This window comes from Mycobacterium shunyiense, assembly GCF_058270075.1.
The window spans coordinates 1-11,949 of the sequence record NZ_JBZDPU010000035.1 but is presented as its reverse complement, the minus strand read 5'-3'; the positions used below and the strand labels follow the sequence as shown (position 1 = coordinate 11,949).

The following is an 11,949-nucleotide window of genomic DNA, read 5'->3' as shown; positions in this document are numbered from 1 at the left end:
GCTCACTTGGCGCCTCCGAGCGTAAGGGTGGACGTGGCGATGACATGGTTGCCAAGGCTGTTGCTGCCCACCACTTTCAGGCTCACCAGGTCGCCCTCGATCTCGGTGACCTCACCGGTGAAGGTGATCGTGTCGTAGGCGTACCACGGCACTCCGAGACGGAGCTTGATCGATTTGATGACGGCGTTCGGCCCGGCCCAGTCGGTCACGTACCGGCCGACCAGTCCGGTGTCGGTCAGGATGTTGACGAAGATGTCCTTGGAACCCTTGGCTTGCGCCTTGTCCCGGTCGTGGTGCACATCCTGGTAGTCGCGTGTCGCGATGGCGGTGGAGACGATGAACGTCGGGTCGCCGTAGATCTTGAGTTCGGGGAGTGCTGTGCCCACTCGGACGTCGGAAACAGTCAGGCTCATGCTTGGGGCTCCCATGCGTACAACGTCCAGGCCGGGCTGATCTCACTGTCCGGGAAGTCGATATAGGTTGCGGTGACGGGCATTCCGATCTTCACCTGATCGGCGTCAATCCCGCGCAGCTCACCCAGCATGCGCACACCCTCTTCGAGTTCGACGAGAGCGATCACGAACGGCAGGCTGCGTCCGGGCACCTTCGGGGCATGGTGCACGACGTAGCTGAACACCGTTCCCTTGCCGGACGCCACGACGTAGTCGGCCGGAGCATCTTTGTCGGCCCACACGGCGGGCACCGGCGGGTGCTGCAGCGCACCATCCGGCCGCTTCTGGATCCGCAGTTCGTGGGCGTTGATGCCGTCCCAGAAAAACTTGGTGTCCCGCGAGGAGGACGGACGCATCAATTTGTCGGGGTCGAGATCTTCTGGGATCTCATAGGTTTCGGCGGCTTCATCGGCGGCCTGCTTGCCGGCCGGCAGAAACTTCATGATCCGCCAGTCCATGTCGGCGACTTCCTCGTCCCCGACGTGCCAACGGATCTTCTGGTTGATGAAGTAACCCTCACCCAGCGCGGTCTGCTTCGGGCCGACGATGCCGACGATCTCGGCGCTCATCACCACCTGTTCACCGGGCTCGAGGTAACGGTGATACGTCTGATCGCAGTTGGTCGCCACGACGCCGACATACCCGGCGTCGTCGAACAGCTTCATCGCACGGCCCAGCGGATCGTCGTCGGAGCGGGTGCGACCCAGGCCCATCATGGTCCAGACCTGGATCATCGCTGGCGGCGCGACGATGCCGGGATGCCCGGCAGCTCGTGCTGCCTCTGCGTCGACGTAGATCGGGTTCTTGTCGCCGATCGCGTCAGTCCAGTGGTGAATCATCGGCTGATTCACCAGATCCCGGGCCACCGTCGGTTTGCTTTGCCCAGCCGCGATGATCTCGTCGATGCCGGCCTGCAGATTCGCGCTCATCTCAACCCTTCGCTCTACCGGGTCACCCGCGGCACCCGCAGGCCCGACGCCGCGATCATCTCGCGCATGACCTCGTTGACGCCACCGCCAAAGGTGATCACCAGGTTGCGCTTGGTCATCTTGTCCAGCCAGACCAGCAGCTCAGCCGTTTCCGGATCAGCGGGATTGCCGTAACCACCGACGATCTCTTCCGCCAGCCGGCCGACTTCCTGCAGCCGTTCGGTGGAGAACACCTTGGTGGCGGCAGCATCGGCCACGGCGATGGTCTCGCCCGAGGCCGCCACCTGCCAGTTGAGCAGCTCATTGATCCGCCAGATCGACTTGATCTGTCCCAGAAGCCGTTTCACGGCGTCCAGCTCGATCGGCGTGACGCCGTCCGAACCCGGCTTCGATGCCCAGGTGTGCACCTGGTCGTAGATGCCGGCGATCCGGCCGGCCGGCCCGAGGCCGACCCGCTCGTGGTTGAGCTGGGTGGTGATGAGCTTCCAGCCGCCGTTCTCCTCGCCGACGAGCATGTCGGCGGGCACCCGCACATCGTTGTAGTACGTCGCATTGGTGTGGTGCGCGCCGTCCGACAGGATGATCGGGGTCCAGGAGTAGCCGGGATCCTTGGTGTCGACGATCAGGATCGAGATGCCCTTGTGCTTGGCCGCAGTCGGATCGGTGCGGCACGCCAGCCAGATGTAGTCGGCGTCATGCGCGCCGGTGGTCCACATCTTCTGGCCGTTGACGATGTACTCGTCACCATGGCGCACCGCGGTGGTGCGCAGCGACGCCAGGTCGGTACCGGCATCGGGCTCGGAGTAACCGATGGCGAAATGCACTTCACCGGCCAGGATTCCGGGCAGGAACTTCTTCTTCTGCTCCTCGGTGCCGAGGGCCTGCAGGGTGGGGCCTACCGTCTGCAGCGTGACCATCGGCAGCGGGATGTCGGCCCGGTTGGCCTCGTTGATGAAGATCTGCTGCTCGACCGGGCCGAAGCCCAGGCCGCCGTACTCCTTGGGCCAACCGACGCCGAGCTTGCCGTCGCTGCCCATGCGCTTGATCACGGCACGGTAGGCCTCGTTGTGCCGGTCGGACTCCATCGCCTCGGCCTCTTCGGGCGTGATGAGAGTCGAGAAGTATTCCCGCAGTTCGGCTTGCAGCGCACGCTGCTCCGGGGTCAGATCGATGAACATTACGCTCCCACCAAATCGAGGCGATGCGCTTGCCCGCCCAACAGTCGGGTCAGATCCTTGATCGAGGAGTAGTAGCGGTCCATGGGGTAGGTGATGTCCATACCCATACCGCCGTGCAGGTGATGGCACAGCCGCATGGCCGGCGCGGCCTGAGAGGTGAACCAGTAGCCCAGGATGGCCAGGTCCTCGTCGGCGTCAAGGCCTTCGGACAACCGCCACAGGACCGAGGTGGACAACAGAGAGATCGTCCGCGAGGCGATGTAGACCTCGGACAGCTGTGCGGCCACGGTCTGGAACGTCGACAGCGGACGACCGAACTGCTCACGCGTTGCCACGTAGTCGGCGGTCAGGCGCAACGCGCCGGCCACCAGCCCGGCAGCGAACGCGCCGGTGGCGGCGAGCGCCAGCTGGTTGACCCGGTGCGCGCTCGCGCCGTCGAGCACGTCGTCGGCGTCGATCGCGACGTCAGCGAAGGTGACCACGTATTCGTCGGAAGCGTTGGCGGTCGGGGTCTTGGTGACCGTCACACCGTCAGCCGTGGGCGAGACCACCACCACCGCGTTGTCTGCGGTGACCAGCAGCCACTTCGCCGTCTCGGCATAGGGCACACCGACTTTGGTGCCGTTGAGCTTGCCGTCCGCGAAGTTCACCGCGGGCCGCTCCGGCAGCGACTGCCCCGGCTCGTTCAGCGCCGCAGAAAGCACAGCACCCGCGGCAACCTCGGCCAGATACCGATCCTGCTGGGCGTCCGAGGCCAGGTCGAGCAGCGGCACGAGACCCAGGCCGATGGTGGCCAGCGCCGGGCCGGTGGTGCCGTGGCGACCGATCTCGGTCAAGGCGGTGGACAGCTCGGGCAGACCCAGACCGTCACCGCCGAGTCGTTCCGGCACTCCCAGCGCCGCGACTCCACCGGAAGCCAGTGCATCCCAAGAGTTGTCGCGTTCCAGAACGGACGTCACCACGTCGGCGACGGCCTGCTGTTCCGGGTTCGGTGTGAAATCCACCCGAATCCTCCTTGATCCGTTAGGCGGTCAGTGTGCTCAATGCGCGACCGGGCACGCGCCCGTGAAGTCCACCGGCCAGTGCTTGATGCCGTTGAGCCAACCCGACTTCAGCCGCTCGGGATCCCCGACCGGCTTGAGGTCGGGCATGTGGTCGGCCACCGCGTTGAAGATCAGGTTGATTGTCAGGCGGGCCAGGTTGGCGCCGATGCAATAGTGCGCCCCGGTGCCACCGAAGCCAACGTGCGGGTTCGGGTCGCGAAGGATGTTGAAGGTGAACGGGTCGTCGAACACGGTCTCGTCGAAGTTGGCCGAGCGGTACGACATGACCACGCGCTCGCCGGCCTTGATCTTGACGCCGGAAATCTCGGTGTCCTCGCTGGCGGTGCGCTGGAAGGCCGACACCGGGGTCGCCCACCGGATGATCTCGTCGACGGCGGTCTTGGGACGTTCCTTCTTGAACAGCTCCCACTGATCGGGGTTCTGCGAGAACGCGATCATGCCGTGGGTGATCGAGTTACGGCTGGTCTCGTTGCCTGCGACGGCCAGCATGATGACGAAGAAGCCGAACTCGTCGTCGCTGAGCTTCTCACCGTCGATGTCGGCCTGGATCAGCTTGGTGACGATGTCATCGGTGGGGTTCTTGCCCCGCTCCTCGGCCATCTTCATGGCGTAGGTGATGACCTCGAACGAGGACATGGCCGGGTCGACGTCGGCGTACTCGGGGTCGTCGCCGGCGGTCATCTCGTTGGACCAGCGGAACAGCTTGTCGCGATCGTCCTGGGGCACACCGAGCAGTTCGGCGATGGCCTGCAGCGGCAGCTCGCAGGACACCTGCTCGACGAAGTCGCCGGAGTTGGAGGCCGCCGCGTTCTTGGCGATCTGCTGCGCGCGGTTGTTCAGCTCGTCCTCGAGCCGCGAGAGCGCGCGAGGGGTGAAGCCACGGGAGATGATCTTGCGCAGGCGCGTGTGGTGCGGGGCGTCCATGTTCAGCAGGACGGCGCGCTGCAGGTCGACCGCTTCGCGGGTCATCTCCTGGGGCCAGACCGGGATCGCGCCGTTCATCGCGCTGGAGAACACGTCACTGCGCAGCGAGACGTCCTTGACGTCTTCGTGCCGGGTCACCAACCAGTAGCCCTTGTCGCCGAAGCCTCCGGTGCCGCCGGGCACATCGACCCAGCGAACCGGCTCGGCCTTACGAAGCTCGGCGAGTTCGGCGACCGGCAGGCCCTTGAGGTTGAGCTCGGAATCGAGGAAGTCGAAATCCTTGGGGATGTTGGGGCAGCCCATGTGTCTTACTCCTAGTGTCTGTAGCAAGCCGTGCGCGTAGCCAGCAATGCTTGAAACAACGTGGTCTAGTACCAATTGAGACCATTGAAACATGCCTTGACCGCAGATCAAAGGTAGTGATGCATCCGCGCTTGTCAGAGTAATGAAACGTGTTCTAGCCTGGCTCCATGGGTAACCCTGTCATCGTCGAAGCCACCCGCAGCCCCATCGGCAAGCGCAACGGCTGGTTGTCCGGCCTGCACGCCACCGAGCTGCTGGGAGCCGTCCAGAAAGCCCTCATCGAGAAGGCCGGCATTGATGCCGGCAGCGTCGAGCAGCTCATCGGCGGCTGCGTCACGCAGTACGGCGAGCAGGGCAACAACGTCACCCGACAGTCCTGGCTGGTCGCCGGGCTTCCCGAGCACGTCGGTGCCACCACCGTCGACTGCCAGTGTGGCAGCGCGCAGCAGGCCAATCACCTGATCGCGGGCCTGATCGCCACCGGCGCCATCGACATCGGTATCGCCTGCGGCATCGAGGCGATGAGCCGGGTCGGTCTCGGCGCCAACGGCGGCGGTGCCCGCGCCGCGTCGTGGGACATCGACCTGCCCAACCAGTTCGAGGCCGCCGAACGGATCGCCAAGCGCCGCGGCATCACCCGCGCCGATGTGGATGCGCTCGGCCTGGCGTCTCAGCTCAAGGCCAAGCAGGCCTGGGCCGAGGGGCGTTTCGACCGGGAGATCTCCCCGATCGAGGCACCGGTCATCGACGAGAACAAGCAGCCGACGGCCGAACTCAACACGGTCAGCCGCGACCAGGGCCTGCGCGACACCACCGCCGAGGGCCTGGCCGGGCTGAAGCCCGTGATGGAGGGCGGCATCCACACCGCGGGTACCTCGTCGCAGATCTCCGACGGTGCCGCCGCGGTGCTGTGGATGGACGAGGACAAGGCGAAGGCCCTGGGCCTGAAGCCGCGCGCCCGCATCATCAGCCAAGCCAACGTCGGCGCCGAGACCTACTACCACCTCGACGGCCCGGTGCAGTCCACCGCCAAGGTGCTCGAGAAGGCCGGGATGAAGATCGGCGACATCGACCTGGTCGAGATCAACGAGGCGTTTGCGTCCGTGGTCCTGTCCTGGGCGCAGGTGCACGGCGCCGACATGGACAGGGTCAACGTCAACGGCGGCGCCATCGCACTCGGCCACCCGGTCGGCTCGACCGGCGCCCGCCTCATCACCACGGCGCTGCACGAGTTGGAGCGCTCCGACAAGAGCACCGCGCTGATCACCATGTGTGCCGGCGGTGCGCTGTCCACGGGCACGATCATCGAAAGAATCTGAGGCCTTCCCCGTGCCATTCTCAGACGCCGAGCGCATCGCGGCCGCACAGGCCTACATCGATGCGCTGGTGAGCCACCAGGCGGATGCGGTCCCGTTCACACCGGACTGCATCCGCATCGAGATGGGTCTTAAGACGGGCCGTTCCGGAGATCACTTGCGCCGCAGCCTGAACAACGGTCCGCAGTTCAAGTTGATCGAGAAGACCACGGCGCCCGAATACAGCGTCGACGGCGACAACATCCGCGCCAAGTTCGACGTGCTGACCAAGCCGCGACTGTTCGGATGGCGGGTCTGCTCACACGTCGACGAGACGTTCCTGATCCCGGCATCCGACGGGCAGATCCATCACATCCGCGCGTCCCTGACCCCGTTCCTCAGCCGCTAAGGTCCACCGCATGGCCAACACCCCTCGCCCGCTGAGCCCCAAACAGGTCGAACGTCTCAACGCGAAATCGACCGGCACCGCCATCAAGTGGATGTCGCGCGCCCAGACCTGGATCTTCAAGAAGACGGGCGGGCGGTTCGGCGACAAGTTCCTGCGTGGCGCCGAAGTCGGCATCCTGACCACGATCGGGCGCAAGTCGGGCGAGGAACGTGACAGCCCGCTGCTGTTCCTGCAGGAGGGCAAGCGCATCGTGCTGGTCGCCTCGCAGGGCGGCCGGGCCACCAACCCGATGTGGTACCTGAACCTGGTGGCCAACCCGAAGGTGAAGTTCCAGACCAAGCACGAGACCCTGGAACTCACCGCGCGCGACGCCACCGATGCCGAGCGCGACGCGTACTGGCCCAAGCTCGACGCCATGTACGCCGACTTCGTGAACTACCGCTCCTACACGGACCGCAAGATCCCGATCGTGATCTGCGACCCGGCCTGACCACCGACAACGTGCAGCGCCCCCGGACTTTGTCCGGGGGCGTTTTTTGTTCGCCAGGTGTCCGGGAGCTGGACAATTACGCAACTCTGCGTAGCTGAATTGACGGGTAAACAGTTCTTTGATTATGTTCTGTGAGCGCGCACACAGTGAACGTCAAGTGAGCGGCAGGCCACATTTTCGTGAACCGATGGAGACCCTATGCAACGACCCACTCGACGCCGGGCTGCCGGTGCCGCCGCAACCACCCTGACTGCATGTGCTCTGTTCGCGGCGGCAACCCTGCCCGCCGCGGCGATGACCGTGACGTTCATCCGGCATGCCGAGTCCCAGGGCAACGCCTCCGGGTACATCGACACCAGCACGCCGGGCCCGCACCTGACCAACGGTCAGGTGAACCAGAACGGCGGCCCGAACGGTGAGCAGCAGGCCATCGACTGGGCCAATGCCCAGTGCCCCACCGCCGAGTGCACCAAGTACGACGGGCTCTACGCCTCGACCATGATCCGTACCCAGGAGACGGCAGCACCGTTCGCCGCCAAGCGCGGGTTGCCGGTCACGGTTCTGGGTGCCTACGACCCGGACCACCCGCAGCAGAACTCCGGCGTGCAGGAAATCAGTGCCGGCATCTTCGAGGGCCTGCCCGAAAGTGAAGGCATCGGCCGTATCGGCTACATCCTCGCGCCGTTGGCCTGGACCATGGGCCTGCAGTTCATCCCGATCCCCGGCGGCGAGAACGGCCTTGAGTTCAACGAGCGGGTGACGAATGCACTCACCCAGGTCGAGGAGGACACCGACGACACCAATGGTGACGGCGAGATCGACGCCGCGGTGTTCTCACACGGCGCCACCATCATGATGTGGACGATGATGAACGTCGACAACCCGAATCTTCTTCTGATCGTGCAGCATCCGCTGAACAACACCGACACGGTGGTGGTGGAGAAGAACGACGACGGCAGCTGGACGCTGAAGGAATGGGCCGGCCAGCAAGTCGGACCCGCGGATTACCCGACGCAGATGTTCGTCAATGTGCGCGACCTGATCGTGGCACCGCAGAAGGCGGTCTACAACATGCGCATCCCAGTTCTCTCGCTGGATGCGCAGGGCATCGTGACCACCGGTGCGCAGGGCCTCCAGGACGTCGCAGAGGCCGGGGTCAAGTTCGTCAAGGACTCGGTGACCGACACCGTCAACGCGATCACCGGCATCCCGGGCTCGCTGGGCCAGTCGACGACGCAGGTGTCGAAGCTCAGCACCCCGAAGGCTGTCAAGGCTGTCACCGAGAGCAGCACTCCGGCCGTGAGCGAACTCACCGAGAACACGACGACCCCCGTCGAGAATGTCAGCGAGAGCACCACATCGACGGTCGACAAGGTCATCGATACCGACAAGACCGCTGATTCGGTCAAGGCCAAGATCACCACGGCTCGTACGGCCAACGGCGCCACCAAGCTGACCGATGGCAACAAGGCGGAGCCGGGCAAGCCCGCCGCCGCGGTTCGAGAGCGGATCAACCGGGCCGCCGACGACGTGCGCAGCGGCATCGAAACCTCGGCCCAGCAGGCTCGTGAGACGGTCAAGAAGCTCACCGGGGCCGACAAGACCACCAAGGCAGACAAGTCCGACAACAGCACAGCCAAGCCGAAAGCTAAGGACGCCGCCTGAATTAGGCGGTAGCTCAACGTAATACGAACGGCCGGTCCCCCTCCTCGACCGAGGAGGGGGTTCAGTCGTATTCGCGGCAGGGCGTCAGCGCACGCAAGAATCTGTCAAATATCTTCCCACGCAATGGGATAACAGCTCGTCTTCACAGCAGACGGTCAGACAATCTATCTGGCCGGCCAGCGAACCGTCACCGGCAGGTCACGTGAAATCCACACAGCCGCAACGGAGGAACCACATGAACCGCCGCAGAGGTGACGCGCCGGCGTCACGGTATCGAAGTCTACTTGGGGGTGTCGGCCTGGCATTCCTCGCGTTCTTCCTGGCGATGCCCGTCGCCAACGCCGCCGAGGTCATGCGCGTGACGTTCGTGCGCCACGGCGAGTCGGCGGGCAACGCGTCGGGGTTGATCGACACGTCGACGCCCGGTCCCGTGCTAACCCCGAAGGGACAGCAGCAGGCACAGGACGTCGCCAAACTGCTGGGGGACAACAACTACGACGCCATCTACGCATCAACCATGGTGCGGACCCAGCTGACCGCGGCACCGATGTCGCAGTATCTGGGGCTGCCGATTCAGGTGCTGCCCGGTCTGCAGGAGATCGAGGCCGGCGTCTTTGAAGGCACACCGGAGGCCGACGCCCAGGGCGGGTACGGCCTGTATCCGATCGGATGGACGTTCCCCGGAGTCATTCCCCAGATCCCGGAGTCGATATTCAACAAGGGCACGTTCATGCCCGGCACCGACGAAAATGGGTACACGTTCGACGCCAGGGTCAAGGGTGCGCTTCAGACCATGTATGACAACGGTGATCGCAACGCCGTCGTCTTCTCGCACGGCGGGACCATCATGTTCTGGACGATGATGAACGTGAAGAACCTCACCGTGATGGAGAAGCTCCAGCTGCTGCAGACCGCTCAGTTGGACAACACAGACTATGTGGTCATCGAGGGCAACAACGAGGACGGCTGGACCCTGGTGAACTGGAACGGCAAGCAGTTCAGCCCGGAACCGACCTTCGACCACGAGGTGGGCCTTCAGCTTCGGACCTTGTCCCGCCAGCTCACCGCCGCCGCCGACCAGGTCAAGGAGGCGTTCAAGACCGGCGACTTCGTGACCATCGCGACTGCGATCAACCGCGGCGTCGCCGACGCGTCCTTCTCGGTCACCAAGTTCAGCCGGGCGATCAACGCGGAGATCATCAAGCGGACCACCAAGGCGATCCCGACGAACACCGAGAATCTGCAGGACAAGGTGTCCACCGGGGTCGAGAACATCAAGACCTCACTGAACGCGACCGCGGACAGCATCGAGCAGAAGGTTCAGTCCGCTCCGGAGAGCGTCTCGGACTCCACGAAACCCGCTGATTCTGCACCCATCTCGCGGGCGAAGTCGAAGCTGAAGACTGCTGTCGACGGCATCGTCAAGCCGCGGGCGACCGACCTGTCCGACGGCAACAAGGCGCTGCCCGGCGTCACAAAGCCGGTCAACCGTACCGGCGAGCAGGTTCAGACCGCCGTCAAGGACGCACAGGACCGGGTGTCGTCGTCGATCAAGAAGTTCGGCGACGACGTCAAGAAGGCCATCGGCCAGCCCGGCAAGACCGCCGGTGCCGACGCCGGTGCCGGTGCCGACAACGACACCTCCGGCAAGAAGGACGCCGCCTGATCGGCCGGCATTTTCAATAGGCGCCCCAGATCAATTGATCTGGGGCGCCTCTTTATTCACATGAACAACCGCAACAGCCGGTCTCGAACACCGGGACATCTACACAATTCCAAACAATTCGGTCATACGTTCATCTCGCTCCACCTGTACACAACGATTGGAGGAACACAGCAAGATGAGTCATTTTCCGAGATCGAGTATACGAGCGACAATTGCCTGCATAGGAATGATGTTCCTGGCATTTCTCCTGGCCATTCCCGCCGCCCACGCGGCGGAGGTCATGCGAATCACGTTCATCCGCCACGGAGAGTCGACAGCGAATGCCGCGAACGTTGCCGACTCGTCGGTACCGGGCCCCGTTCTCACCGAGAAGGGTCAGCAACAGGCCCGTGACATCGTCAAAGTACTGGGCGACAACAACTACGATGCAATCTACGCCTCGACGATGGTCCGGACCCAACTGACCGCCGCACCGATGGCGGAGTATCTGGGCCTTCCGATCCAGGTCCTCCCCGGCCTACAGGAGATCGAGGCGGGGATTTACGAGGGCACCCCCGAATCCGATGCCGTCAAGGGCTATCTTCAAGCACCGTTGAAATGGTTGCAGGGCGACCTGGATGCCCGGATCCCAGGCTCGATCAATGGCCGGGAATTCGATGCCCGCATGGATGGCGCAATTCAGACGATGTACGACAACGGGGATCGAAATGTCGCCGCATTCTCGCACGGCGGCGCGATCATGTTCTGGGTTTTCCTGAATGCAGAAAATGCGGACCCGATGTGGCTGATGACCAATCCGCTGCGAAATACCGGTTACGTGGTGGTCGAGGGCAATCCCGAGGACGGCTGGCGCGTCGTCAACTGGAACGGCACCGAAATCGGCCCGGAAACCCCGTTCCGGGTCGAGGCCTTCCGACAGCTGCGCACGCTGTCGAGGCAACTGCAGCAGGCCGCAGACGGTGTCGTGCAGTCTTTCGAAACCCGTGATCCGGCCGCTATCGCCACCGCGATCAACCGTGGACTGGCCGATGCCAGCTTCTCCGTGACCAAGTTCAATCGCGCGATCACCGCGGAGATCGTCAAACGCATCGACAAGGCAATCCCGAAGAACGAGAACGAATTACCCGAGAAGGTGTCGTCGGGAATCGAGAGCGTCAAGGCGGCCACGGAGAACACCGTGGACAGCGCCGAGGCCGCAGCGAGCACCACAACCCAACAGGTCGCCTCGCCCGCGAAACCTGTCGTGACCGAGATGAAGTCCAAGCTCAAGGCACGTTCTGGTGCAACGGATCTCAGCGACGGCAACAAGGCTGGGCCCGGTGTCGCGAAGGCACTCAAGCGCTCCCACGACAAGGTGAAGGCTGCCGCTGAGGACACTCGCGAGCAGGTCTCTTCGTCGGTCCGCAAGATCGGTGAGGCCGTCAAGAAGGCCACGACCGCAACCAAAGCCGGAGAGAAGGACGCCGCCTAAGCGAGCAGACGCAAAACTGCCCCAAATCAAGCGATTGAAGTGCTCCCCGGAAGTTGGACTGAGAAATTCAGTTTGTTCTTCTGGGGAGTACTTTTTTGCATCC

Annotated in this window: 11 protein-coding genes; 6 read left to right on the top strand and 5 right to left on the bottom strand. The window is 64.0% G+C overall.

The annotated features are described in order from the left end of the window. Nucleotides 1–2: 2 nt before the first annotated feature. From AC4ELH_RS29390 to AC4ELH_RS29370, 5 genes are read right to left on the bottom strand one after another with little or no spacing between them, the layout of a single operon-like run. Nucleotides 3–413, bottom strand: coding sequence for a MaoC family dehydratase (locus tag AC4ELH_RS29390; protein ID WP_254358683.1), 411 nt, complete (start codon nt 411–413; stop codon nt 3–5). Beyond that, nucleotides 410–1,381, bottom strand: coding sequence for a bifunctional MaoC family dehydratase N-terminal/OB-fold nucleic acid binding domain-containing protein (locus AC4ELH_RS29385; protein WP_498888355.1), 972 nt, complete (start codon nt 1,379–1,381; stop codon nt 410–412). Before AC4ELH_RS29385 ends, AC4ELH_RS29390 begins: the two co-directional genes overlap by 4 nt. Nucleotides 1,382–1,395: 14 nt before the next feature. After that, nucleotides 1,396–2,559: an acyl-CoA dehydrogenase FadE29 gene (gene fadE29, locus AC4ELH_RS29380; protein WP_064883698.1), complete on the bottom strand. Its 1,164-nt coding sequence runs from the start codon at nt 2,557–2,559 to the stop codon at nt 1,396–1,398. Further along, nucleotides 2,559–3,563, bottom strand: coding sequence for an acyl-CoA dehydrogenase family protein (locus tag AC4ELH_RS29375; protein WP_064883700.1), 1,005 nt, complete (start codon nt 3,561–3,563; stop codon nt 2,559–2,561). The genes fadE29 and AC4ELH_RS29375 overlap by 1 nt, the downstream gene beginning before the upstream one ends. Nucleotides 3,564–3,599: 36 nt before the next feature. Next, nucleotides 3,600–4,850: a cytochrome P450 gene (locus AC4ELH_RS29370; RefSeq protein WP_064958047.1), complete on the bottom strand. Its 1,251-nt coding sequence runs from the start codon at nt 4,848–4,850 to the stop codon at nt 3,600–3,602. A gap of 167 nt (nt 4,851–5,017) precedes the next feature. On the opposite strand from AC4ELH_RS29370, the gene AC4ELH_RS29365 reads away from it, so the two are divergent. The 6 genes from AC4ELH_RS29365 to AC4ELH_RS29340 all read left to right on the top strand — a co-directional run bounded on the left by AC4ELH_RS29365 (nt 5,018) and on the right by AC4ELH_RS29340 (nt 11,846). After that, entirely contained in the window at nt 5,018–6,169 is a 1,152-nt protein-coding gene (locus AC4ELH_RS29365; protein WP_064883704.1) for a steroid 3-ketoacyl-CoA thiolase, read from the top strand. Between the two features lie 10 nt (nt 6,170–6,179). Continuing rightward, a complete protein-coding gene (locus tag AC4ELH_RS29360) occupies nt 6,180–6,554 on the top strand; it encodes a DUF8021 domain-containing protein (RefSeq protein WP_448445623.1) in 375 nt (124 codons plus the stop codon). A 10-nt stretch (nt 6,555–6,564) separates the two neighbouring features. Beyond that, a complete protein-coding gene (locus tag AC4ELH_RS29355; protein WP_064883707.1) occupies nt 6,565–7,044 on the top strand; it encodes a nitroreductase family deazaflavin-dependent oxidoreductase in 480 nt (159 codons plus the stop codon). Between the two features lie 198 nt (nt 7,045–7,242). Further along, nucleotides 7,243–8,709, top strand: a complete 1,467-nt coding sequence (locus tag AC4ELH_RS29350) for a histidine phosphatase family protein (protein ID WP_498888351.1) — start codon at nt 7,243–7,245, stop codon at nt 8,707–8,709. A 235-nt stretch (nt 8,710–8,944) separates the two neighbouring features. Further along, entirely contained in the window at nt 8,945–10,375 is a 1,431-nt protein-coding gene (locus AC4ELH_RS29345) for a histidine phosphatase family protein (RefSeq protein WP_498888349.1), read from the top strand. Between the two features lie 175 nt (nt 10,376–10,550). Beyond that, on the top strand, nt 10,551–11,846 hold the full coding sequence (locus AC4ELH_RS29340) for a histidine phosphatase family protein (protein ID WP_498888347.1): 1,296 nt from the start codon (nt 10,551–10,553) through the stop codon (nt 11,844–11,846). The last annotated feature ends 103 nt before the right edge of the window (nt 11,847–11,949 follow it).